The sequence below is a fragment of the Nostoc punctiforme PCC 73102 genome (genome assembly GCF_000020025.1).
GTDB lineage: Bacteria > Cyanobacteriota > Cyanobacteriia > Cyanobacteriales > Nostocaceae > Nostoc > Nostoc punctiforme.
In genome coordinates, this window is the sequence record NC_010628.1 from 7,164,310 (window position 1) to 7,188,850 (window position 24,541).

Consider the following 24,541-nt stretch of genomic DNA (forward strand, 5'->3'; position numbering starts at 1 on the left):
TATTACCTACTTTGCTCCCCTACTCCCCTAGTCCCTTACTCCGTACTATCTCGCAATCGGGCAGTACTCTTGAATGGTTTTTACGTCCAAAGTTGTATTTTGTAAAGAACGGATGGCGGCGACGGTAGCTTTTGCGCCAGCGATGGTAGTAATGATGGGAATTTTGTAAGCTAAGGCTGTGCGACGGATTAACCTAGCATCAGTATGGGCTTCTTCCCCGGAAGGTGTGTTGATAATAAGTTGGATTTTTTGATTTTTGATTGCATCCAAAACGTGGGGACGGCCTTCATGGAGTTTTAACACTAATTCAATATTTAACCCCTGTTCAAGAAGAACTCGCCGTGTACCAAGGGTAGCCATCACTGTAAAGCCCAAATCGATAAACTCCTTCACCACAGCACCAGCGGCAGCTTTATCGCGATCGCTCATTGATACAAATACAGTTCCAGTCAGTGGTAAACGCTCCCCAGCGCCCAATTCGGCTTTGGCAAAGGCCCGGCCAAAGTCGCTGTCAATTCCCATCACCTCACCAGTGGATCTCATTTCTGGGCCCAATATTGTATCAGTTCCTGGGAATTTATTAAAGGGTAATACTGCTTCTTTTACAGCAATATGTGTGGGAATGACTTCCTCGGTGAAACCTAGCTCCTCTAAGGTTTTACCCGACATAATTAAGGATGCTAGTTTCGCTAACTGTACGCCTGTTGCTTTAGATACAAATGGCACTGTACGTGAGGCGCGGGGGTTAGCTTCCAGAATATAAACTTGGGGAGAATAGCTGCTTGCACCGACAACAGCAAATTGGATATTCATCAACCCAACGACTGAGAGCGCTTGTGCTAGCTGCACCGTCCAAGTGCGAATTTGATTGAGAACTGCTGGTGATAGGGAAATGGAAGGTAAAGAACAAGCGGAATCACCTGAGTGAATCCCAGCCTGCTCGATGTGTTCCATGATACCACCAATTACTACCCGTCCAGTGTGATCGGCGATCGCATCTACATCGACTTCGATGGCGTTTTCCAAAAACTTATCAATCAAAATCGGATGTTCTGGTTCTATGAGTACTGCAAAGCTCATGTAGCGTTCCAACTCAGCATCAGAATAAACGATTTCCATTGCTCGTCCCCCCAACACATAGCTGGGACGCACCACCACCGGATAGCCGATGCGTTTGGCGACAATCAGCGCATCTTCGTAACTCCGCGCAATACCGTTAGGCGGTTGGGCAATATTCAACTCTTGGAGAATCTTTTCAAACCGTTCCCGGTTTTCTGCCATATCGATGGAATCTGGGGATGTACCCCAAATTTTAGTGTTCAATCCTGAAGTGTCATTGTTAAGAAACTCTTGTAAAGGAATAGCCAACTTTAGCGGGGTTTGTCCGCCAAACTGGATTATTATCCCGACTGGATTTTCAGTTTCGATGATGTTAAGAACATCTTCTTTTGTTAAAGGCTCAAAGTAAAGGCGATCGCTGGTATCGTAGTCTGTCGAAACTGTCTCTGGGTTAGAATTGACCATAATTGTCTCATACCCCGCATCCTTCAAGGCGTAGGCGGCGTGACAACAACAATAATCAAACTCAATTCCCTGCCCAATCCGGTTAGGGCCACCACCCAAAATCAAAACTTTTGGCTTGGTTGCGGGCATTACCTCTGTTTCTTCTTCGTAAGTAGAATAGTAGTAGGGGGTAAACGCTTCAAACTCAGCCGCGCAGGTATCTACGGTTTTGTAAACAGGGATAATTCCTAGTGACTTGCGGTAGGCGCGAACTTCATCTTCAGTGGTTTTGGTGGCATAAGCAATCTGGCGATCGCTATATCCGTCCCGCTTCACTTCATAAATTTGCTCTTTTGTCAGTTGCTGCAAGGGTGTCCGCTTCAGGAATTTTTCGACATCTAGGAGTTGCTGTAATTTATCTAAGAACCATCGGTCAATACCAGTCAGTTCATAGATTTCTTCAATAGTCATACCTTGCTGCAAAGCATGACGCACGGCAAAAATGCGATCGGGGTTAGGTGTCCGCAGTTGGGCGCGAATTTGTTCGCCACTGGGTAATTTCTCGGCTTTATCACAACCCCAACCAGCGCGTCCTGTTTCGAGCGATCGCAGCGCCTTTTGGAAGGATTCGTTGAAAGTCCGCCCAATTGCCATTGCTTCCCCGACAGACTTCATTTGGGTTGTCAGTACTGGGTCAGAACCGGGGAATTTTTCAAAGGCGAAACGGGGGATTTTTGTCACCACATAGTCAATTGTCGGTTCAAAGGACGCGGGAGTTTTCTTGGTGATGTCATTTTTGATTTCATCCAAGGTGTAGCCCACAGCCAATTTTGCTGCCATTTTAGCGATGGGAAAACCCGTAGCTTTGGAAGACAAAGCTGAACTGCGGGAAACGCGGGGGTTCATCTCAATTACCACCACATCCCCATTAAGCGGATTAACGGCAAATTGAATATTAGAACCGCCAGTTTCCACACCTATCTCGCGGATGATTTTAATTGCCATATCCCGCAGCCTTTGATATTCTTTATCAGTAAGGGTTTGCGCGGGAGCAACGGTAATAGAGTCCCCGGTGTGAATGCCCATAGGGTCAAGGTTTTCGATGGAACAGATAATCACCACGTTATCTGCCAAATCACGCATCACTTCGAGTTCATATTCTTTCCAGCCCAGCAAAGACTGGTCAATGAGAATTTGCGAAACGGGACTGGCATCTATACCTACCTGTGCCATTTCTTCAAATTCTTCTTGGTTGTAGGCAATACCGCCGCCACTTCCACCCATAGTGAAAGCGGGACGAATAATTAGGGGATAACTACCAATTTGACGGGCAACAGCTTTGGCTTCTTCCAAAGTTTCGGCTGTATCGCTAGGACACACAGCTACCCCAATTCTTGCCATTGCTTCACCGAACAGTTTTCGATCTTCGGCTTTTTCGATGGCTGGCAGTTTAGCGCCGATTAACTCAACGCCATACTTTTCCAACACGCCATTTTTGGCTAAAGCAACGGCGAGGTTGAGGGCGGTTTGTCCTCCCATCGTTGGTAATAAAGCATCGGGGCGTTCTTTTTCAATGACTTTTTCGACCAATTCTGGAGTTAACGGCTCAATGTAAGTGCGATCGGCCGTTTCCGGGTCGGTCATAATTGTTGCAGGGTTTGAGTTGACCAAAACTACTTCATAGCCTTCTTCTCGCAGCGCTTTGCAGGCTTGAGTGCCAGAGTAGTCAAACTCACAGGCTTGTCCAATCACAATTGGGCCAGAGCCTAACAGTAGAATCTTCCGGAGGTCGTCACGGCGGGGCATAGTCGTTGCCTTGGAGTATGAGAATACAAATCCTGATTATTTTAAGGGTCTTTACACCCTGTCGTGCTTTTTATTATTAAGTTTTCTAGGTTTGATGACATGAAAGGATTGGGAACTAGGGAATAGGGTACAGGTTAGAGGGTACAGATTATTTTGTCTTCCCTGTCACCTCCCCCCTAACCCAAATACTTAATGCCCTATGATTATTTTGTATTTCTAAATACTATTTAATTGTGACGAGTAATTTTTTAAAGCTTTTGCAAATTTCTGTAATTTAGTTTGATAAAACTTTGCGATAAATAGTAATTTACTATGGCATATATCTGTCCACTTATTCAGCCCAAATAAATTTATTAGATAAAAATATTTATTAACTATCTAATTGCCAAATATTTTCAACATTAAATCTTATGATGATATGTTTACTTAAATTAAAAATGGCAGAGGAATAAAGGTATCATTCTCTGCCATTCTTTATAATATTTTAAGAGTTCGTGCTGCCAACTTTTTCTTTCAGTCTAGGTAAACAAATCTAGATTATGAGAGTTCTAGCTTTGAGCCGCTTGGACAAACCCTAAAGTTAAGCTATCTTTAGCGAGGAAGTGAGATAAATGATAAGCACGTTCCTCGGTTTTCAACAAAATCTTTTCGTACAGATAGCGTGTACCCCGATCGCCTAAACTCTCTGCCTGAGCAGCTTGGCGGCGAATTACGCCAATAATAGCTTGTTCTGCCGCTAAGTCATTTTCCACCATTTGGCGAGAGGAATATACACCTTCAGACTCTTGCTCAAAACAGGTTAATTCTGCTAATTTGCTAAAGGTCGCTACTGGAACACCACCTAGTCCATCCAAGCGTTCTCCAATTTCATGGATGTGGTCTTGTACTTGGTTGTAGCTTTCGTTAAAAAACTCATGCAGAGAGTAAAATTCTGAGCCTTCAACTACAAAATGATGCTTTTGGTACTGCAAATACAGTGCCTGGAAACTAGCTAATACAACGTTAAATCCTTCTGTAACTGGAGCAGTTACGCTGCGATCCAGCAACACGGGATTGTCATATACATTACCAAAATTTCGTAACAAAGTTTGCGTTTCAGACATTGCGTTCCTCTCTTTTTAACAGTTATAGTTTTTAACTGCTTATTCTCAACATATTAACATTTTAATAATAAGTGCAAGGCAATCCGCCATCAAAATATTTTGTATTTTTACTTACTAAAAACCTCAAGTTTATTGTTTGCTCGATGATGGTACACCTATCAAGGTGCATAAAATTCTCATTAATATTGACATCACGGCTTAAATGTGCATTTTTGTCTGCAAGAGGGAGAATAAAGAATTAAATTAACTTTTTCCTCTCTGCTCTCTGCCCCTCTGCCCCCTCTCAATATGGGATGGCTGTAAAAGTTTGACTTTTTTTCCAAAATTAATGAGAATTCTTTGCACTTAAGGTATGCTGGTTTTAAGAGGTTATACTCCTAAACTTTCAATAAACAGAGAGTTAAATCGCGGTAATTACTGCAAGTTTGTTGCACTTTGAGGGCAATTCTCTTGAAATCGTTTAGTTCAGAAATAGAAAGCAACCACCTTGTAGAGGTGAATTGGGCAGATCGCTGGCAAGTCTATCAACGTCTAAAGGAGTTAGACATTCCCTGTACTTGTACAGCTAACCAGCCATTAAAAGTTGAAATTGGCTCTCCGATGACAGCTGTTCAACTTTGGAGTGTGATACAGCGATTAACAGCCTCCCGTCAAGACCAAATTTTGACTCTTGAGTGCTGTTGGAAAATCGCTAACAACAGTTCTAATTTTTAGCTACTGCTGAGAATATTTTGCTTGATAGCTTGTACTTAGTTAAAAGGAGATCAAAAAAATGGGTGCATCTCACACTATGGAAGTATCAGAATTTTGTCTTGAGGGTAGATTTATAAATTTTGTTATTAAAGATGGCTATAAGCTTAAAGGCTTAATGCTAGGGACTCATGAAGGTGAGTTTTATATTAAATTAGCTAAACAATTACGGGCTGCTTTTGACTTGCGCTTACCACCAGGGACTTGGCTGCAAGTTGTTGGTTACAAAAAGCATGATTTGAAGGATGGCACTATCACTCTGAAAGCTGAACGGGTAATGGCGGCGCGTTCTGAGATGGGGAGAGTTCAGACGACTACTCCAGTACAAGAACCCCCATCTATTCATAATGTCAAGGTAAAGCCAGCTAAGGCTAAAGCCACAATTTTGGTGTGTCAAAAGTCTGATTGTATGAAACGCGGTGGTAAAGCAGTTTGTCAGGCGTTAGAGGCAGCTTTAAGCGATCGCGGTTTAGAAGACCAAGTTACAATCAAGGGCACTGGTTGTATGAAAAATTGTAAAGCTGGTCCAAACTTAGTTATGCCAGATAAAACACGCCATAGCCGAATTCAGGCTGCACAAGTCCCCAGGTTGATGGATAAGCATTTTGGTGACAAGAGTTTAGAAGCACAGCCTGAGAATTTAAGGGAAGTGGCGATAACTAATGGCAAGCTTTGCTGATGTAGGTAGGTAAGCATGAATAAACCTAACTATGCAATAAAATGTAACATAGCTGAAATCTTTGTGATTGCCTCTCATAAGAGATGCGCCGCATAGCTTGCTTCTTTGCAGGAGTAGGTTTCACTCGCAATTACGTACTTGTAGATTTTCCCACCCACCTATTTAGTGAAATCTTGACATTTCAATGAGAAAGTTTAATAATATCTTCTCAAGTGTGTTCCGTTAATACTCGGCCGTAAAGTCCGATAGAAGTTTGCAATAAAATCAAAAAACTGGCTTTAATTAAGGCCAGTTTTTTGAATGAGTAGGATTTTTACTAAGCAATTTTTAACTGGGATGATAATATAATTTGGAAAAATTCAAGGGAATGTGGTTGATTGATGAATGCTTAGGCGCAAAGAGACTTGTCGTTAGACACCGCTTACACTTGAAGCGTCAATCATCAATCATTTAAACACAAATGCCACATACCCCTCAGTGGATATACATTGTTTTTTTGACCTTTTCCACGATAGTCATGATTTTTCTATTCCGTCATGACTGGAATCGCCTGGCTAAACTCTACCGCACGAAAGAAGCGCCGCCACAAAACTTTTCCCGAATGCAAAGCGGTTCTGTGGGTTTGGTTCACTACAAAGGAACTTTAAATGTTGGGATAACTCCTCAAGGGATTTATCTGAGTATTTTCCCCTTATTTGGCTTGGGACTTCCGCCGTTGTTGATTCCCTGGAGTGCCATTAGGAAGATTGAACCTGCTAACCAACTATTTATTGAGCGTTTTCGTTTGTATCTTAGTTCTCCAAAAGTCAAGCTGATTTTAAGTAAAGATATTTTGGAACCAGCTAAAGAATTTTTAGCCACACAGGGATTTGAGTGGATTTAGATAAATCCCATTTTGACCCGGCTGATCATTTAAAATATAAAATTCCTCGTAATCATTTTTAAATTGGTATTAGAATCGCAAAACAGCATTTGCAATCTATTGGAGCATTGTCATGAGCAACCTTAGCGTCCAGCTTCCTGACTCTTTGTACAAAAGTTTGCAGGAACTTGCCAAACAAGACGGCATTTCTATCGATCAGTTTGTGGCGACAGCAGTTGCGGAAAAAATCGCTGCACTCACAACTGAAATTTATCTAAGGGAGTTAGCAAAGCTCGGCAGTCGAGAAAAATACGACGCAGTTTTAGCGAAAGTACCAGATATTGAACCGGAATCTTGCGATCAATTACCCACAGCTTAACAACGAAGCGATCGCCTACGGTTTGTCATAAGCAAGGCAAAGTAGTAGTTGCGATCGCTTAATATTTGTAGGCAATTGGGTTTAGCGCTGGTTTGGTGGGGTGCGTTAGAAGCAGCGTAACCCATCGAAAGTATCTAGAAAAGTACGTTAGGAAAGTAACACAGCTACAAATAAATTTTCAATGCTAGTACAAGGCTAGTTGTCTAATCAAAGCTGATGTGGGTTACTTATTGGAGTCTGATCTAAATCTTGATTGAACTTTGTTAAGTCTTTACCCTCAAGAAGTGTTCCTTGAAGATTCGCCCCTTCAAAATTTGCCTTTTCAAAATTTGCGTCTACAAAATTCTCTTGAGCAAGATATGCCCCTTGAAGATTCGCTTCTCTGAGATCCGCACTTTCAATATTTATCGGAAAAAAACTGGCTCTCTTAAGATTTGCTTTTCTAAGATTGCTCTGTTTAAGATTCACTAAAGTTAAAGTTGCATTTTCAAGGTTAGCATTTTCAAGATTGGCATTTGAAAGGTTGGCATTTTCAAGATTGGCATTTGAGAGGTTAGCATTTTCAAGATTGGCATTTGAGAGGTTAGCACCTTGAAGATTGGCCCTTGCCATATTTACACCTCTAAGATTTGCATATCTGAGATTTGATTCAACAAGATTTGTCAATATCATCTCTACATCTTCAAGATTTGCTTCCTCAAAATTTGCACCACAAAAATCTTGGATATGGAGAATTGAACCTTGTAAACATAAAAAACTAAGATATTTCAAAGATAAAACATCTTTATCTAATCTTTGTCCACGAAGACGTGAGATCCATATACCAAAGGAATCAATATAAGGGCATTTAATATCTGATTTTTTTCTTGTTAATCGGGCACAGGCATTTAATACAGCTAACAAAGCCTTTTCTGCATTATGTGCTTGCCAATTTTCTAGCCAAAATTCCTGTCTGCGATTCAAAAGTTCCATTGGCATTCCATGACTTAACATGAAACTAATCAAGCGACATAGGGTCTGCTGCCAGTTACTTACATCTGATAAATTCTGTAAACGAAGTTCATCTAGGATGAAGTTGAACAAATATTCATCCATTGAGGATGGACAACACAAAATTGCCCAATGCGCTAAAGCTTGTCGATCATCCCAGCCCCGATCTAGATCATTCTCTCGTTGTTCTAGTTCGTCATGAATACGTTTAATTCCTCGCACAATGCGTCTAGCTGTGAGATATTCACCAAAACTCTTATGAGTAAATTCAAAGGTTTTATCTTCTGCTCTAACCCCACTTTGCCGGAAATAAAAAGCAGCTAACAAACGAGTTAAACCTAATTTCGCACCTTCTTGAAATATGTTTAAAAGACGTTTTAAACCAATATTTTCACAATGATTTTCTATTTGTTTAACTGTTGTTGTCCTTCCATAACCATGCCAAGTAGCAAGAGCAATCTCTTCCAGAATTCGGACAAAATCTTTTTCTTCGATTCCCTGAATTGCCGGATGCTGATAACCAGTCCAACCACGCTCATAAACTGCTTTAAGTAGGTCTTCATAAATAGCATTTAGGTTGCTATCTTCAGAAAAGCGTACTGTACCTCGTACAAAGCTTAAGGCAACCAAATAATTCAGCAAAGGTTGGGCAGTAATTTCTGTAAGTTTGCCTTGGTCTAGTTCTGATGGTAAGCCAGTATACTCGTAACCACTAGCTTTACCATAAGATTGCCACCAAACTTGCCGTTGATCTTGCTCTAAAAATTTATGAGTATCAATATAATTTTTCCTTTCATCTTCAGTTACAAAATAAGGCAGTATATGTAATATTTGCTGATGTAGACGAAAGTCAGTGCTATTTGCTTGCACTACCAGTTCCCGACCACTGATTAATACTTGTAATCGATTTTCACGCCCATTAAAGCGATCTACTTTTTTTTGTACTTCACGAACAAAGTCTTGTGCAGTTTTTTCTGCAATTTTGCCCTGCATAGCAAGTTCATCTAAGGCATCAAAGATAATGAGTAAACGTGATTCACCCTCGTCTTGCTGTAAAGGATTATGGCGAAGAAAACCATCATCTCGCACAAATTTACCCACTGCATCAACTAAGTCATCCGAGGGATCAAAATGATGCAAAGGTATAAATAACACAGAAATTTGTCCTTTTTCTGCCTGGTTAGCGGCAAAGATTTTGGCAAAAGAAGATTTCCCACTTCCTGGCCCACCACTAATTACTCGGATGGCATCATTGCGCTCACCCTTTTCTAACCAAAGTTCCAGTTCAGTTTCTAGGTCAACAACAATCTGCTCATATTTATTATCTTCCCTGGATCTACGTTCAAATTCTTCATTTTTTTCAACCTCAAGTTTACGGTGATAATAGGCACGCAAGGGAACATAAACTTGTTTGAGACCAAAGGCTTCCAAAAACATTGGTTCTTCAACTTGTTTTTGTAGCCATGCTAAATAACGCCGCCATCTTTGTTCCCGTTCACTTGCTTTAGTAAAGGGGGTATCTAGCTTCTCTTTTAAAGAGGCATAGTCTTGAGGATGATTTCCCCAAAGTTCATTGAGAGCATCTACAAAATAGCTAGGAAGCCGATTACTAATTGTCTCTGCTTGAGGTTGGTTAAAACCACAGTCTTCTAACCATTCTCTAAAAGGAGTTTTAATTACTTCAAAAAGGGGTAAGTCTTTGGGACGCTCAAAAAAGTTTTGATCTATAACTAACTGACTGTTTTGCAATGACTTGTCTAAACGATTGCATAATACTTTAAAATCAATTTCCTTGCTTAATAAGTCTTTATTTCCTTCCTTCTTAACCAGTAAGTCTTTATTTCCCTCTACCAAGCTACGCATTGCCTGCATTAGAGAGCGGTAAATCAGCAACCATGCTACTTGTCCAGTATCTGCTCCTAGTCCAAGTGCGCCTAAAGTGTCTACCGCATCTCCAGCTAAACTGTCCCATTTACCAAAGCCAGCATCTACCGCAGCTTTGCCTAGAGATTTAAACAAATCCCTGAAATTTACCTTGATATCCTTATTCCATATAGCAACTGGCTTGCTAACTGGAATTCCAGGGGTGTTGCTCATAATATATATAGATGCTTGGCTAGCAGTATTTAGATAATCTATTTAAACAAGACTTTATAAGTAATGTCACTGCAACTAAAAAGTTGTAGCATTTTTTGTACAACAACAACACCTTACTTAAAGTTGTCAGGCTCAAAGGCTCAACGTTGAGGATAAAAGGCTCAACGTTGAGGATAAAAGGCTCAATGCTGAGGCTAAAAGGCTCAACTCTCAGGCTCAAAGGCTCAACGTTGAGGATAAAAGGCTCAACTGTCAGGCTTAAAGGCTCAATGCTGAGGCTAAAAGGCTCAACTCTCAGGCTCAAAGGCTCAACTCTCAGGCTCAAAGGCTCAACGCTGAGGATAAAAGGCTCAACTGTCAGGCTTAAAGGCTCAAAAATGACTTGGTGATTAGAAATCGCGGCTGCACAAACAAAACCCGCCTGGGCGGGTTGCAAAAATTTTTATACCATTTTGATTGATGATTGCAACACATCCTTGGGTAAAGACGCGATTCATCGCGTCTCTACAAATGGTCTATTTGTTGCATTCTTTTTTTAAATTGGTATTAGATACAAAATATGGTAGGGAAGCACGGGTGTACTTCCCTACGAGTAACGTGTATTGCACCCAAATTTATAACTGCGACGTAGGCGCAGCCAGCCGCAGGCATCGCCGATTTTAGGCTTTAGCTAGCTGCGGCTTCGGGTTTCTTTTTCTTGGAACGGCGGCTAAACCTGCGTCCCATCTCATCAATTACTGCATCTAAACCTGTAACATCACCGCTAGCTTTGGCATAGCTATAAATTGCTAATGCTGCTGCATAAGCTTCACTACCAGCCGCTATACAAGTATCATCCACCAGTTCTTGCAGTTGGGTTAGAGACAACAGCACCGGATACAAATCTTCATATATTTCCAAGTCCCGGCGCATCTCTTCCAAATCAAAATAACGAGGCAAAAAGTTAGGGTTCTGTGTCGCCACTTCTAAAGCTTTACTGACAAAAGCCCGACTTTTATCTCCCATCTTGACTATGGTGCGTCGGTCTTCAGTAGTCAAATCAATTAAAAACGGTAACTTTTCTCTAATTGTAGCGATCGCTTGCATGACTGCTTCTTTATCTGCTGGGGCTAGACTGGCACTGATGCGATTCTCTGCCATTTTTAATACTCCTTTAGGGTACTTAATTTCAGTATTCCCAAAGTTATATGGCTTTGCCTCAAATTTAAAATTAACAATTAAATACTACATAGAATCGAGCCGATGACGTAATTGGCTACTAAAAGCATCAATTACTGTGACGACAACCAAAAGCACTAACATCATGGTTGTTGCTTTTGTGTACTCAAACCCATCGATGTAACTTTTTAACTGAAAGCCAATACCACCTGCACCAACTACACCCAAGACAGAAGCAGCACGGATGTTGTACTCAAACATCCAAAAGGTGTAACCCAATCCCAGAGGTAGTACTTGCGGGAGAATGCCGTATTGAGCAATCTGTAACTTCGAGGCTCCGATAACTTGCAAGGATTCAAGAGAACGCGGATCAACCGCTTCAATTGCCTGTTGATAAAATTTGGCAAGGTAGCCGATGGTGTAGATTCCTAAAGCTAAAGTTCCTGCTGGTGCGCCTAAGCCAGTGGCGGCAACAAAAATTAGCCCCAGAATAATTGAGGGGACAGAACGTACAGTATTTTGCAGTAAATTAGCTAGCGATCGCAACCACCCAGGCGCAACGTTGCTGGAGCTAGCTATAGCAATCGGTACAGAAAGAATTGCCCCAATGGTAGTTCCCCATAAAGACATCTGTACAGTTTCAATTAATGCTTTAACTGCAATATCTAAAACTTTCCAATCGGGAGGAAATAACCGGGTAATAAAATCGGTGATGTATGGCCAGCTAGAACTTAGCAGTTCAAAATCGAGTTTGAGTCCTCGCAAAGCCCAACCATAAACTACTACCACAATTAATAAAATGAGTAGAGAACTCAGCCAAGGGTAGAAACGTAAGCGTTTTGACTTAAAAAAATAACTCATATTGTATTGAAGAAGAATTCAGGAGTCAGAATCCAAGAGTCAGAATAAATTTTGAATTCTGGCGACTGACGTATGTATTCTGTTTTGTTAAATCAAATCTTACTCAAGCGGAAACTCTAGCAAATTGAGCTTGTAAGTTGTCACAAAGTCCTTGGTAAACGACGCGTCCAGCATCTAAGACGATCGCTTGCCCTGCGTATTTTTCTGCGATTCCCAAATCGTGCAGAACTGCGACAATAGTCATACCTTGCTCAGTGTGCAATTCAGATAGAGTTTCCATGACTTGTTGCGATGCGACAATATCTAAGCCAGTGATGGGTTCATCGACTAAGAGAATTTGCGGTGATTGAATTAAAGTCCGGGCGATCGCTACTCGTTGTTGCTGTCCGCCACTTAATTGACTGGTTTTTTGAAAAGCTAACTCTCCCAGTCCTAACTGTTCTAATAAATTTAGTGCCAAAAAGCGATCGCGTTTGGAAAATCCCAACAGTGTTTGCCAAGTTGTTCTTTTACCAAGGCATCCGCATAAGACATTTTCCAGTGCTGATAACTGCCGAATCAATCCACCACCTTGAAATAACATCCCAACATCGCGCCGAATCTTTGGCAGTGTTCGGGAATTCATCTCAACATTATTGACGATCACTTCTCCTCTCACTGATGGCACTAATCCAACTAGCGATCGTAGTAATGTAGACTTACCAGCACCGTTTAGCCCCAGCAAAACGACAAATTCACCGCGTTTAATCTGGCAATTAATCCCGTTGAGAATAGGACGATTGAGAGATGGAGTATAAGCTGTCTCTAGGTTATGACACTCAATAACATAATCATTCATAGAAATTTATTGAACAGAATTCAGGAGTCAGAATGGGCTAAACGCCCCGCTACCGCTAACAGAATGAATTTTGACCGAAAACGCGGATAGCGCCGCGTCTCGTAGAGAGGTCAAGATTGGTGAATTCTAAATTCTGAATTCTGAATTCTGAATTATGGTTCAATGCCAGCAATTTGCAGAGCATTACGGATAGTTGCTAGGTGACGATCGTGGTCAATTCGCACTAACTCTGTGGAATTATACAAGTCGGTTAGCAATTTATTATTTTGCGACTTATTTAATTTCAGTAAACCGTTGATGATTTTTTCCCGTGTTGGAGCTGGAACATCATCATCAATGGCAATACCGTGGGCAGGTACACCATTAATTTTGTGCAGAACCCGTAACTTACTCTTCTCTTCTGCGGTGATATAAGGTGGATTGAGAGCATATTCTGACACAACAGCCACATCAGCTTGACCGCGCACAACTGCTTGCAAGGCTTTGCTGTAATTGCCGCCGTAAGAAATTTGACCAAAGAAACCATCTAAGCGATCGCGGTTGGGTACAAATTTTTGTTTGACCAACTCAGCGACAGGGATAATAAACCCAGAGCCAGAAGTAGGGGAAGTAAAAGCAATTTTTTTGCCCCGCAGTTGTTCCAAAGTGGCTTTAGCTGAATTTTGAGTTTTTAGGGGACTATTCTTAGGAACAACAAATGTTGAGCTATAGGTGTATCTTCCAGAATAAGTAGGACGAACTTCGGCTAGATACAAGCTGGCGTTTGCTAATTGTTTCGCTTTCAAAGCCGGACGGCTACTTAAAAAAGCGACATCAGCCCGGTTTGCTCTCAAAGCTTCCACAGCAGCTGTATCATCACCAACTTGGGCGACGACTGGAATTCCTAACTCTTTGGATAAAAAAGCTCCTACCGCATTTGCCTTATTTTGCAAGTCTGTAGAATCAGCACGGCTAGGAAAAATTATTGTTAAAGCCTTTAGATTTTGGGCAAGTAAGCGTGGTGTTTGTTGATTAGCGGTGGGGTTGGCGATCGTTGCCTGCATAGCCCCTACTGTGCTGACTACTAAACCTGTAAGCACTACAAATGCTGCACCAGCACCCAATAAGCTCTTTTTCCTCACACTCATTTGCAACTCTCCATTAGGAAGTTTTATCAGTTCTTTTGCTAATTAATTGCAATTAACTCCTAAAAAATATTTAAGCCTTTTAAGAATAAAAGTCAATAACAAAGCCTAGTTTGTTTGGAGAGTTGTAGACTTATTTTGTGAATGTATTGGCACTAACCGCTAATTACAGCGATCGCATCAATCTCTACCAACACATCTTTAGGTAAGCGCGATACCTGAACACAAGCCCGCGCTGGGGCTGTATTTTCCGGGAAATATTTAGCATAAACGGCATTCACCGCCGCGAAATCATTCATATCAGCTAAAAATACAGTGGTCTTCACCACGTCTTGAAAAGTTGCTCCGGCTGCTGTGAGGATGGCTTCAAGATTAGCTAATACCTGCTCAGTTTGCTTTTTGACATCATCAGTGTAGACGACATCACCAAGGCGGGGATCGATGGCAATTTGTCCAGCTATGAATACAAATTGACCTGAAGCTGCGATCGCTTGATTATAAGGACCCACTGGTGCAGGTGCGTTATCAGTATTAATTACTTTACGGGTCATAGATATTACTTTCTCTAACGATGTTTCCTGTTTACCGATTTCTGCTTCAGCTGCGATCGGTTTGTAAACTTCTCCATCTGGCATTATCGCACGGCTAAAGTCAGCATCTTCAATTAGCCATCCGTAAGTAGCAGCATCGGTCAAGTCTGCTCTGGTCAAATTGGTTTCTTTCAAATTTACGTTTTTTAAATCTGCTCCTTGGAGAACTGCTCTCTCCAAATTTGCTCTTTGGAGAGAAGATTCTTTGAGGTTTACTTGTGCGAGATTGGCTCCAGACAAATCAGAGCCAGTCAGATTTAATCCTGATAGATTAAAATTCTGTAAATTTACAGCTTGCAGTTTAGCACCCTGTAGATTTGCCTTCTGAAAGTTCACACCCTGTAAGTTGGCTCTACTCAAATCCGCTCCTACTAAGGAAACTCCATTAAAGTCTATACTACTGAGTGTTGAATTACTCAAATCTGCTCCTACTAAGGACACTTCTCTCAGTTTTGTATTACTCAAATTTGCATTACTCAAATTTGCCTTGTCTAAGTTGGCATGGCTTAAGTTTGCACTACTTAGATTTGCTCTGATGAAATTAACACTGGTTAAGTTTGCACCATTAAAATTTGCTGATGACTGTACCCGATTTCGATTCTCCCAAAGCTCTGAACCATTCACCTCACTCAAATTTGCACCTGATAGGGATGCTTTACTGAAATCGGTTCCGTTAATTTTTGCGTTTGTCAGATTTGCTTTAGTTAAATCTGCACCTTTAAAATTTGCAGCAGTCAGGTCGGCATTAGATAAGTCTATTTGCATTAGGTCTGTATTTCTGAGGTCTGCTTTTCTCAGTACTGCTCCTTGAAAGTTTCGTTGTCCTTCGGCGTATTTCTCTAACAGTTCCTCAGCATCCATAATGCACCTTTAAATACCACTGACACAGTATAATCACAAAAACTTTGTGTCACAGGTATTCCTCTCTTTTCTTCCTTCGTGCCCTTTGCGCCTTCGCGGTTCGTTCCTCTTATCCCAACCTCGAACACATCCCCATAATGCCATCAAGTCAGCATCACGATCGCATTCGTATAATACTGTTACGACAAACTGTAAAACATCATTGATGAATATTAAAGAAGTACTCCTCCAAGAAATTGAATCATCCTCAGATGTTCTACTAGCCCAAACCTAGATTTTTTGCGTTTTCTCAAAACAAAACCAAGAACCGAGGAAATATCTCTTGACCTGTCAACGGAAAAAAATGATGATACTTCCAATCATGAAACAAAACCAGAAATACAGGAAGCAACACCAATTCTTAAAGGCTCTAAAGCAGAAGACTTACTAAAATTTGCCGGAACCTGGCAAGGGGATGATTTTGAGGAGTGCTTGCAGCTTGTTTACGAAACCCGTTCCTCGGCTGAATTTTAGTGATGTACTATCAACTGCTCTGCACTATAACCCTCTTCTGTCACTTTCCGGAATAAGGAAGTAGTAAAGAAGCTAAATCATCCAGAAGCATAACAGGGTTTAAATTGATTCATGGCTGCAATTAAATGATTGAATCCCAGTAATAACTGTGAATTAGGGAAAATATCGAGCCAAGGATAAATCAACCAAAATAGTAAGAGTGGTTGGACGATTAGACGCAGATTATTTAAAACATTCTTCCATCCAGATTCATGATTCCATTGTTGATGATTAGAAAAGTCAATATGACTAGTTCTTTGCCCCTCAGCCTCAATTTGGCGAGATTGATTTAAGGCTAACAAGGCTGGAGAATTCAAACTAATCATCGTGTAAACGCAAAAAATAATCTCCCACCACCTCTCAATATGTTGAAAATTTGTGAAACGATAATCTGTCCAGCCTAGTTCTTGTTTACACTGTCGAAAACCATATTCAACCCAGGTTCTTAATCCATATAAGTCGCCTAAAGTCTTTTTCAAATTCCCTTGAAGATTCGTCATCACGAAGGAGGTAGAATTTTCTGGCATGGTTTCTGGGTCAGTAGTTATTTCCCAGTAAGTTATGGTTCTTTTTTTACCATAAATTATTTCTCTAATGTATCTAGTCTCTGATTTTTGATTACTAAATGTTCTCTCAAATTTACACCAATTGTTTGCTCTAACACTTTGCCCTGCTGGCAACCAGACTCCATGATTACTTCTAATTGCTACCACATAGGCTAAGTTATATTCATCCAGTTTTCTAATAAATTGGCTACTTTCACCATATAAACTATCTGCCAGTACCAGTTCAATCTGAAAGCCCTCTTCCATTAACTCTGTAATCATTTCTGACGCTAACTCTATTTTAGTTTTATATTTATCTCCCTCTTTCAGCGTCCCTTTTGGTTTAAACACTTTTACCATTAATGGAAAGGTTATATTAGAGTAAACTCCATAAGCATTGACTGAAACTATTCCATTATCAATTTTTCCCACACTTCCTAAGTATTGTCTCGCCACATAGTCAGTCTTTTTACCTTTTTTTCTATCTCCAGTTTCATCTATTACTACTGTAATCGCCTGACCATTCAATACTTGCTTAAGTTTATTTAATCTTCGTTGTTTTAATTCATCTACTGACCAATCTGAATTTGCCAGGAAATGATGTAATGATTGGGCTGAGTTTATACTTACTACCTTCGCTATCTCTGGTAATGATTTCCTTTTTATTGTTGATATGATTCCTAAGTGTAAATATTTGAAACACTCATAATTTCTTACTTCCTTAAATAGGTCTTTATAATCTGCACAATATTCATCTATGATGGCAACTGTTGGGTGGGCATCTCTTGCCAAATGTTTCAGTATTTGTAACTCTACATCCATTGCCCCACTTACCTTTCAAGGTTTTCTTTTTTTATTCTTTTATTCAGAATACCCGGAAAGTGACAGAAGAGGGATAACCTTACCGTCGTCTCAGGAGACAGCCATTTTCAAAGGATACAACAACTACGAGCCTTAGAATCTTGGCTTTGACATCCTCCCAACACCAACCGATTCCTACGGAACGTTAACACAAACTGTATGTTGGGGAATTCCAGATATTCCTCTCCTCTTCTCTCTGCGCTCTCTGCGCCTCTGCGGTTCGTCCCTCTTACCCCAACCTCGGACGTATCCCATAATGCCGATACCGCCAATAATCGCGCAGAATGCGATCGTGGTCAAAACATAAATTCCCCGGCACACACCAATACTCAAAAATTCCTACACCCTTGGCATCATCCCCAGCCTTTGGTTCCCCCGTAGCTGTCGCCAAAAATACAATGCTAATCGTATGCTGACGCGGATCGCGATTGGGGTCAGAATACACCAGTAATTGTTCAACTAATTCCACCTGCAAGCCCGTTTCTTCCTCAGCTTCTCGCCGGGCCGCCACTTCCACGGCTTCCCCATAATCTACAAACCCACCAGGAATAGCCCAACCTAAAGGTAGATTATGTCTTTCAATTAACACTATTGGCCGATGAGGTCGATCTACTAGTTCAATGATGATATCAACTGTTGGTGCAGGATTTCGGTAAGTCATATTTATGAGTCATTGGTCATTAGTCATTGGTCATTAGTCATTGGTCATTTGTACTGAGTTTCGACTGCGCTCAACTACCGCGTAGTCGTTGGCGTAGCTTCTCGTTAGAGAAGTATTAGTTATTCACAAAGGACAAATGACAAAGGACAAATGACAATCAAAATGAGTTTACTTGATTTACCGTGCAAATACTGTTCCGTGATAAATTCGATGCGTTGGCTTTGCCACTGCCCCTTGGGCAATCGCGTAGCGTGTGCATCAAACAATTGCTCTCTCTCATAATTCAGGTTACTTATGCCTTTTCCTAGATCCAGTGGTATTTTGCTGCATCCTACATCCTTTCCTAGTCGATTTGGCGTTGGAGATTTAGGCTTAGAAGCCTATCGCTTTATTGATTTTCTCAAAGATAGCCATCAACAATATTGGCAAGTTTTACCCCTAGGCCCCACTGGATATGGTAATTCCCCGTATATGTGCTACTCGGCAATGGCAGGAAATCCCCTGTTGATTAGCCCAGAAAAACTACGAGATAAGGGTTTGCTAACTGAAGAAGACTTTGCTAATTTACCAGGATTTCCGGTAGAAAAGGTAGACTTTGACCAGGTTGTACCAATTAAGATTGGGCTACTTAAAAAAGCCTGTGAAAGCTTTAAAGTGAATGCTACGGACATCCAAAAAAACGAGTTTGCAGGTTTTTGCGACAGTAAAGCTTACTGGCTAGAGAATTACGCCTTATTTATGGCGCTGAAAGATGCCCACGAAAATGCAAGCTGGCATACATGGGAGCCAGAATTTGTCAAGCGTAAACCCGAAGCATTAGCTCAAGCAGAGGAGCGGCTCAATGGAGATATTTTCTATTACAAGTTCGTCCAATTTGAGTTTTTCCGGCAGTGGTCAGACCTGAAAAGCTACGCCAATATGCGCGGTATTGACATTATCGGCGATATCCCGATTTACGTATCTCATGATAGTGCCGATGTGTGGGCACATCCCAACATCTTTTGCTTAGATGAAGAGACAGGAGAAGCTGCTCAAATGGCGGGAGTCCCACCAGATTACTTTAGCGCCACCGGTCAATTGTGGGGCAACCCAGTTTATAACTGGGAGGAATTACAAAAACAAGACTTTAAATGGTGGGTACAGCGCTTTGAGGCAATGCTGGATTATGTAGATATAATTCGCATTGACCATTTCCGGGGCTTCGAAGCTTATTGGTCAGTACCCAAAGGCGAAGAAACTGCCATGAATGGCAAATGGGTGGAAGCGCCTGGAGACGCTTTTTTTGAAGCGATTAGACAAAAATTAGGTAAGCTACCCGTCTTGGCAGAAGATTTGGGAGTAATTACATTAGAAGTAGAAGCGCTACGAGATAAGTATGAATTTCCGGGGATGAAGGTTTTGCAGTTTGCCTTTGGTTCTGATCCCGGTAATCCATTCTTACCATTCAATTACCCGCGAAATGCTGTAGTTTATACTGGCACTCACGATAATGACACAACTGTAGGCTGGTTCAATTCAGCTAACGACTACGAAAAGCACAATTTGTTGCTTTATTTAGGTTGTGTTAGCCCTGAAGGTATTCACTGGGATCTGATTCGCCTAGCTTTGAGTTCCATAGCCAACCAAGCGATTATTCCCTTGCAAGATGTTTTGGGATTAGGAAACGAAGCGCGGATGAATTTTCCTAGTACTGCTGAGGGTAACTGGGGGTGGCGCTATCAAGCAGAAGCGTTGAGAGATGAATTACGCGATCGCTTAAAAGTTCTTACCAGACTTAATGGACGCGCCCCCCAAGAAAATTGAGAAGTGGGGAGTCGGGAGACAAGGCAGACAAGTGAGATAAGGGAGAGGGAGGCGTAAATGCCTCCTTGTCTCCTTGTCTCCTTGTCCCCCTCATCCTCCTCATCTCCCTCATCTTAAAACTTAGGCTTGGCAGCAATCCTAACTTCTTCCTCTTTCCCTGGCTCTCCCATTTCTTTGGCTTTCTCTTGATTGACGCTCATCAATACACCACCAGCATTATCAGTTTTCACTGTCAGTTGCTCTTGAGCTTTCCAAATCCGGTGAGTTCCCTCTGGGAGAATACCCTCAAACTCGGTTTTGCCATCGGCTATGACGCGAATCCAGGATGACGCTTTCAAAGTCACACCAATCTGTACAACTTGTCCCTGTTCAATGCTGCTAAGAGTATCGCTGACAGGTTGAACTTTTAGTGAATCTTTTGGTTGGGTTGGTTCTGGTTTAACAATGGACTTTTGTTTTGGGTATATTTGGTTTTGGCTATTACTTGCTTGTAGTACCGCGTTATTTAATAACTGAGATAAGCCATTTACAGAGCATACGATTAGCAAGATGTAAAGAAAGTAAAGATGAATCGGACGTAGTTGATTAATGGGTGAAGTATTCCCCATACCTTGAGGATTTAATTGTGCAGAACTGATCGGAAAAGTGCCAGAAAATTCTACTCCATTCAAGCCTAGAGCATCGGCAAATTGCCTGATCAAACCTTGAATATAGATTGGTTCTGGGAGATCGTTTAAATTACCTTCTTCGATCGCCTGTAATAATCGCTGGGGAATTCTGGTTAATACAACTACTTGCTCTAGAGATAGGCCCTGTTCTTGACGCAAAGCCCAAAGTTGAGCGCCCAATTCTGCCAACTTTTCGGTTCGTTGTTGCTCTATTGAAAGCGATGGCTGGTGATTATTCTTCTTTCTTAGCCATTTCATGCCTACTGACACTCCTTAACTCCACTGAATCAATAATTAGGTTGCGTTATCTGATCTTGCAAAAAGCGAATTTCACGATCGGTGAGGGAACGATATTTACCCTCTGACAATAAGGGTTCTTTTGGAGTTTGTAATTGAATTGGGCCGATAGCAGTTCGATGCAGCTTGATTACTGGGTATCCTAACTGTTGAGCTATCCGGCGGATTTGGCGATTTCTTCCCTCCTGCAACACTATTTCTAAAAAGCTTTGTTCGGCACGATGTTCTATTAGGTGTACCTCAGCGGCCCTGGTTTTTCTACCCTCTAACACCACACCCTCACGCCACATTTGCAGTACTACTTCTGGGGGATGTCCTTTGACCAAAACACGATATGTTTTGGAAATGCTGTGGCGGGGATGGGTTAGTCCAAATGTCAGATTTCCGTCATTTGTCAGGATTAATGCTCCTGTAGAGTCTGCATCTAAACGCCCAACTGGGTGAATACCTGAACCCTCCCGTAATTCTTTCGGTAGTAAATCCAGGACTGTTTTTCTTCGGTGAGGGTCGTAGCAAGTCGAAACCACTCCCGCAGGTTTATGTAGCAATAGATATATTAAAGCCGGACGCTGCTTTTCGGATAAAGTTTTACCATCAATGGCGATCGCATCTTTTTGGGGATCAACCTTTTGACCTAAATGTGCCAATTTCCCATTGATTTGCACCCGTGAGTGCCTAATCATTTCTTCAGCTTCACGACGTGAGGCGATGCCCCATTGAGCAAGAATTTTTTGTAACCGTTCCTCCATCTGGAATTGCTGATTTACTGTTAACAATTAAATGATATTTGCATTTTGTAGCGAGTAGGCATAAATGTTACATTTAAGACTTGTTTAATTTCTGTCCAGTTGTTGAGCAAATACTCATAAACAGATTGCTTAGATGCCAGAGTACAATTCTCAAACTACAAATGCAAATAAAACCCGCATAATTACGCAGATACTCACAAAAGCCCTAAAGCTCTGGTTAAGAGCGCAAGTGAGCCAAATCTCAGAATTAGAAGTGGAGATTAAAGCAAGCGATCGCCAACTTCTCTCTGGGCGTATCCCCTTGGTATCTATTTTTGCTAGTCATGCAGTTTATCAAGGTCTCCTAATTACACAAATTCAATTAACGGCAGAAAATATTCAGATAAACATTGGTTCCGTACTTAAGGGAAAGCCATTACAACTGTTAGAAAGAGTATCAGTGGTTGGTGATTTGATCGTAGACGAGAATGATTTGAATGCTTCTCTCTCATCTGACTTATTATCAACTGCTTTGAGCGATTTGCTGGTTAAGGTTTTACCAACACATTTCCCTAAGTCACAACCAATAAACTGGCAAGAAATTATCCTTGATAACAATCAAATTATACTGCGAGGCTTGAGAGTAACCAATACTGAAACAATGCCTCTAGAGATTTGTCTGGGCGGCTTACAGTTACTTAGTGGACATGAGTTGCAACTGACACAAATAAAAATCAAGCCCCACGAGGGAGATATATTAGACGACAATCATGAGCACAATCTGGATCTTGGCTCAGATGTCGATATCCAAGAACTAACGTTGATCCCAGGCAAACTGGTGTGTCGAGGGCAGATTAACGTTAATCCTTGATCGTGAAAAATTAAAAAATAGTAATATGCCATTTTAAATAACGTAGTGCCTCTCAGGGGATGAGGAGAACAAGAGCAAAAGGGTTAGGGGACTCAAACCTAGGGTAAAATCCCTATACATAAGTGATACATCAATGTAGGGGACTGAAACCCTTGCAGAAGGACTAATAGCATCATCTTTTCCCCTGTCTCCCCTGCTCCCTTCCCCCTGCCTCTTTTTAACTCACCCCAAAAGCTCTATAGTAGCGGCAACAGTAGTGTCACAAAATAATAAACCAAAGGTGCTGTGAAAATATAACTATCAGTACGGTCTAAAATACCACCGTGACCGGGAATTAACTGTCCAGAATCTTTGACTCCAGCATCCCGCTTGAGCATAGACTCGGTAAGATCCCCTAAAAGACTAGCAATGCCAATCAACAAACCCAATGCTAAACCAGTCAACAAGGATCTGGGCAAGTGGAGATAATAGGCTCCTGCTATGGCTACAGCAACACTTGAAGTAATGCCAAATACAGCACCTTCTACAGTTTTCTTGGGGCTAATCTCAGACAGACGGGTTTTCCCAAAGAATTTGCCAATGGTGTAAGCACCAATATCAGCTGCCCAAATACACAAAAAAGTCAGCATTGTTGCTGTAAAACCTTGTGGTAAAGAAGCATAACTTGCCTTTTCCCAGAAGTCTGCCCAGGTTGTAGGCCAGTAACCCCCTAAAGGTAGATTGCTAAAAACGGCACTATCAATTGCTCGTAATCGTACCCAGTAACTCGGCAAATAACCTACGTAAAATAGCCCCATTATAGAAGCAGAAACATCGGCGATCGTGGCAAATTTGGGCTGAAATAACAGGTAAAAACAGATAAGTGTGCCAGCTAAGGGCATCACAGCGTCAGCTAAACTGCCATCAATAGTACAAATTACTAGCAAAAATAGGCTGACAGCCATAGTGGTTTTAGCGGCGGGAGCGATGCCTCTGGCTCGCACCAAATTAAAATATTCCTGTTGACCCAAAAAGATGACAACCGCAAACATGATGGTAAAGTACCAGCCACCCAAAAGGGTAACAGAAAGAGCAAGAGCGATCGCAACAATTCCACTAATAATCCGAGACCAAGGCATAGAAGTATTAAATATTGGGCATTGGGAATTGGGTATTGGGCATAGGGTATTAGGTATTGGCATTGGACATTAATTAATCAGTTATTCTTTCTTCCGCTGCTTCCCCTGCTTCCTCATATTTGTTTTCCCCCTTCTGTCTATTGCCGCCTCTTCCAATGCCCCATTCCCCATTCCCCATTCCCCATTCTCCATTCTCTAATCCAGTTTCTCACCACTGAGGATAAAAATGGGATCAACGGCAGTAAAGGTTTGAGAAAAGCCGCGCGTCTCTAAGCGGTTAACCGCAGATTGAACAACTTCGATATTTCTAGCCCTTAACAGAGAAAAGCTTTGAGAAATAGCATACAGACTTTCTAGATTAGCAGCTGTAGCTACAACCCGACCGGATGGTGGCAAATAATGCCATGCTGCTTGCAGAATATCCTGGATAGGTCTTCCTCCCTCAATACAAACGCGGTGAGGAGCAACTTTGAGGTCATGTAAACACTCTGGGGCACTACCTTCAATAACTTCGACGTTTTTAACTTCAAAGCGCTCGCAGTTGCGCTTGATCAGATTAGCTACTTCTTCATCCCTTTCTATAGCAATAATTTGACCCTTTGGACACAATAGCCCCACTTCTACGGGGATTGTACCTGTCCCTGCACCAATATCCCACAATACAGAATCTGATGTTAGTCGCAGTTGGGCAATTAACAGTAGCCGGACTTCTCGCTGACTCAGGGGAATTCCTGGCAAATGCTCGAACAGTTCATCAGGAATACCAGGGGTAATATAAGGCCAAAGTTGGGAGGGCATAGAATTACGCAATTATACTAAAGATATGGATTTGCCGA

General features: G+C 41.6%; 24 protein-coding genes. 7 read left to right on the forward strand and 17 right to left on the reverse strand.

From position 1 onward, the window contains the following. Window positions 1–45 precede the first annotated feature (45 nt). Window positions 46–3,309, reverse strand: a complete 3,264-nt coding sequence (gene carB / locus NPUN_RS29360; RefSeq protein ID WP_012412039.1) for a carbamoyl-phosphate synthase large subunit — start codon at window positions 3,307–3,309, stop codon at window positions 46–48. A gap of 548 nt (window positions 3,310–3,857) precedes the next feature. Beyond that, a complete protein-coding gene (gene dpsA / locus NPUN_RS29365) occupies window positions 3,858–4,412 on the reverse strand; it encodes a DNA starvation/stress protection protein DpsA (RefSeq protein WP_012412040.1) in 555 nt (184 codons plus the stop codon). Between the two features lie 450 nt (window positions 4,413–4,862). Between dpsA and NPUN_RS29370 the strand changes: the two genes are divergently transcribed. From NPUN_RS29370 to NPUN_RS29385, 4 genes are all read left to right on the forward strand, one after another. After that, window positions 4,863–5,126 carry an Asr1405/Asl0597 family protein gene (locus NPUN_RS29370; RefSeq protein WP_012412041.1) on the forward strand — a complete coding sequence of 88 codons (264 nt, stop codon included), beginning with the start codon at window positions 4,863–4,865 and terminating at the stop codon, window positions 5,124–5,126. A 58-nt stretch (window positions 5,127–5,184) separates the two neighbouring features. Further along, a complete protein-coding gene (locus NPUN_RS29375; RefSeq protein ID WP_041565707.1) occupies window positions 5,185–5,841 on the forward strand; it encodes a (2Fe-2S) ferredoxin domain-containing protein in 657 nt (218 codons plus the stop codon). Between the two features lie 517 nt (window positions 5,842–6,358). After that, window positions 6,359–6,724 (forward strand): hypothetical protein, encoded by a 366-nt coding sequence (locus tag NPUN_RS29380; RefSeq protein ID WP_148220374.1) that lies wholly within the window; start codon window positions 6,359–6,361, stop codon window positions 6,722–6,724. A gap of 112 nt (window positions 6,725–6,836) precedes the next feature. Next, window positions 6,837–7,082: a ribbon-helix-helix protein, CopG family gene (locus NPUN_RS29385; protein ID WP_012412044.1), complete on the forward strand. Its 246-nt coding sequence runs from the start codon at window positions 6,837–6,839 to the stop codon at window positions 7,080–7,082. Here the strand turns inward: NPUN_RS29385 and NPUN_RS44290 are convergent. The 8 genes from NPUN_RS44290 to NPUN_RS29420 form a co-directional block, all read right to left on the reverse strand. Beyond that, entirely contained in the window at window positions 7,079–7,207 is a 129-nt protein-coding gene (locus tag NPUN_RS44290) for a hypothetical protein (protein WP_272913941.1), read from the reverse strand. The two genes, NPUN_RS29385 and NPUN_RS44290, sit on opposite strands and share 4 nt — an antisense overlap. A gap of 82 nt (window positions 7,208–7,289) precedes the next feature. After that, the gene (locus NPUN_RS29390; protein WP_012412045.1) at window positions 7,290–10,169 is read right to left on the reverse strand and encodes a pentapeptide repeat-containing protein; all 2,880 of its coding nucleotides are present in this window, start codon (window positions 10,167–10,169) and stop codon (window positions 7,290–7,292) included. 19 nt (window positions 10,170–10,188) lie between these two features. Further along, a complete protein-coding gene (locus NPUN_RS29395) occupies window positions 10,189–10,605 on the reverse strand; it encodes a hypothetical protein (protein WP_012412046.1) in 417 nt (138 codons plus the stop codon). Between the two features lie 230 nt (window positions 10,606–10,835). Further along, a complete protein-coding gene (locus NPUN_RS29400) occupies window positions 10,836–11,309 on the reverse strand; it encodes a hypothetical protein (RefSeq protein ID WP_012412047.1) in 474 nt (157 codons plus the stop codon). A gap of 84 nt (window positions 11,310–11,393) precedes the next feature. Next, window positions 11,394–12,188 (reverse strand): phosphonate ABC transporter, permease protein PhnE, encoded by a 795-nt coding sequence (gene phnE / locus NPUN_RS29405; RefSeq protein WP_012412048.1) that lies wholly within the window; start codon window positions 12,186–12,188, stop codon window positions 11,394–11,396. Window positions 12,189–12,291: 103 nt separating this feature from the next. Further along, window positions 12,292–13,026 carry a phosphonate ABC transporter ATP-binding protein gene (locus NPUN_RS29410; protein WP_012412049.1) on the reverse strand — a complete coding sequence of 245 codons (735 nt, stop codon included), beginning with the start codon at window positions 13,024–13,026 and terminating at the stop codon, window positions 12,292–12,294. A gap of 152 nt (window positions 13,027–13,178) precedes the next feature. Next, entirely contained in the window at window positions 13,179–14,153 is a 975-nt protein-coding gene (locus NPUN_RS29415) for a phosphate/phosphite/phosphonate ABC transporter substrate-binding protein (RefSeq protein ID WP_012412050.1), read from the reverse strand. 152 nt (window positions 14,154–14,305) lie between these two features. Next, window positions 14,306–15,601, reverse strand: a complete 1,296-nt coding sequence (locus NPUN_RS29420; RefSeq protein WP_012412051.1) for a Rid family detoxifying hydrolase — start codon at window positions 15,599–15,601, stop codon at window positions 14,306–14,308. A gap of 279 nt (window positions 15,602–15,880) precedes the next feature. On the opposite strand from NPUN_RS29420, the gene NPUN_RS29425 reads away from it, so the two are divergent. Continuing rightward, window positions 15,881–16,114 (forward strand): hypothetical protein, encoded by a 234-nt coding sequence (locus NPUN_RS29425; RefSeq protein ID WP_012412052.1) that lies wholly within the window; start codon window positions 15,881–15,883, stop codon window positions 16,112–16,114. Window positions 16,115–16,191: 77 nt separating this feature from the next. Here the strand turns inward: NPUN_RS29425 and NPUN_RS29430 are convergent, their stop codons facing one another. The 3 genes from NPUN_RS29430 to NPUN_RS42210 all read right to left on the reverse strand — a co-directional run bounded on the left by NPUN_RS29430 (window position 16,192) and on the right by NPUN_RS42210 (window position 18,486). After that, window positions 16,192–17,520 carry an IS701-like element ISNpu6 family transposase gene (locus tag NPUN_RS29430; RefSeq protein ID WP_012412053.1) on the reverse strand — a complete coding sequence of 443 codons (1,329 nt, stop codon included), beginning with the start codon at window positions 17,518–17,520 and terminating at the stop codon, window positions 16,192–16,194. Between the two features lie 268 nt (window positions 17,521–17,788). Beyond that, window positions 17,789–18,220, reverse strand: a complete 432-nt coding sequence (locus NPUN_RS29435) for an NUDIX domain-containing protein (RefSeq protein WP_012412054.1) — start codon at window positions 18,218–18,220, stop codon at window positions 17,789–17,791. Window positions 18,221–18,339: 119 nt separating this feature from the next. Then, window positions 18,340–18,486: a hypothetical protein gene (locus NPUN_RS42210; protein WP_167315676.1), complete on the reverse strand. Its 147-nt coding sequence runs from the start codon at window positions 18,484–18,486 to the stop codon at window positions 18,340–18,342. Between the two features lie 28 nt (window positions 18,487–18,514). On the opposite strand from NPUN_RS42210, the gene malQ reads away from it, so the two are divergent. Next, window positions 18,515–20,023, forward strand: a complete 1,509-nt coding sequence (gene malQ, locus NPUN_RS29440) for a 4-alpha-glucanotransferase (protein ID WP_012412055.1) — start codon at window positions 18,515–18,517, stop codon at window positions 20,021–20,023. A 113-nt stretch (window positions 20,024–20,136) separates the two neighbouring features. Here the strand turns inward: malQ and NPUN_RS29445 are convergent, their stop codons facing one another. Together NPUN_RS29445 and NPUN_RS29450 are read right to left on the reverse strand one after the other, a co-directional pair. After that, window positions 20,137–20,949: a helix-turn-helix domain-containing protein gene (locus NPUN_RS29445; protein ID WP_012412056.1), complete on the reverse strand. Its 813-nt coding sequence runs from the start codon at window positions 20,947–20,949 to the stop codon at window positions 20,137–20,139. 29 nt (window positions 20,950–20,978) lie between these two features. Beyond that, on the reverse strand, window positions 20,979–21,737 hold the full coding sequence (locus NPUN_RS29450) for a pseudouridine synthase (RefSeq protein ID WP_012412057.1): 759 nt from the start codon (window positions 21,735–21,737) through the stop codon (window positions 20,979–20,981). Window positions 21,738–21,870: 133 nt separating this feature from the next. On the opposite strand from NPUN_RS29450, the gene NPUN_RS29455 reads away from it, so the two are divergent. Then, the gene (locus tag NPUN_RS29455) at window positions 21,871–22,587 is read left to right on the forward strand and encodes an LmeA family phospholipid-binding protein (protein WP_012412058.1); all 717 of its coding nucleotides are present in this window, start codon (window positions 21,871–21,873) and stop codon (window positions 22,585–22,587) included. A gap of 236 nt (window positions 22,588–22,823) precedes the next feature. Here NPUN_RS29455 and NPUN_RS29460 read toward each other — a convergent pair whose 3' ends face one another. Together NPUN_RS29460 and cbiT are read right to left on the reverse strand one after the other, a co-directional pair. Continuing rightward, window positions 22,824–23,705, reverse strand: a complete 882-nt coding sequence (locus tag NPUN_RS29460) for a phosphatidate cytidylyltransferase (protein WP_041565708.1) — start codon at window positions 23,703–23,705, stop codon at window positions 22,824–22,826. A gap of 195 nt (window positions 23,706–23,900) precedes the next feature. Continuing rightward, window positions 23,901–24,503 carry a precorrin-6Y C5,15-methyltransferase subunit CbiT gene (gene cbiT, locus NPUN_RS29465; protein ID WP_012412060.1) on the reverse strand — a complete coding sequence of 201 codons (603 nt, stop codon included), beginning with the start codon at window positions 24,501–24,503 and terminating at the stop codon, window positions 23,901–23,903. Window positions 24,504–24,541: the final 38 nt, after the last annotated feature.